The sequence below is a fragment of the Peribacillus sp. SIMBA_075 genome (genome assembly GCF_046534585.1).
This window is the reverse complement of record NZ_JAWRYN010001484.1, coordinates 1-240: the sequence shown is the minus strand read 5'-3', so window position 1 is coordinate 240 and position 240 is coordinate 1. Positions and strand designations below refer to the sequence as shown.

The window sequence follows — 240 nt, the reverse complement described above, 5'->3', positions numbered from 1 at the left end:
CCCGGTTGCCATTGATCATGGATATTGGATTGCGCAAAAAAAGATGTGCCGTTTCTGAATAGAAGCGAATCCCCAATAACGATTGATGCCCCATGATCGGCATAAGCTCAAAGGTTCTCATCAAGCCTGAAACAAACGCCCCCTTTGAAGCAGAGGTGGTCTTCAAGTCAAAAATGATGTCCACACAGCCATCTGGTATGACCCGATTCCATTGGTCCCCATCGACTTCCCCCGTAACCG

Annotated in this window: 1 protein-coding gene; it reads right to left on the bottom strand. The window is 48.3% G+C overall.

The annotated features are described in order from the left end of the window. The coding region (locus SB775_RS33335; protein WP_410865576.1) for a DUF6597 domain-containing transcriptional factor at positions 1 to 240 on the bottom strand (240 nt) is incomplete at both ends.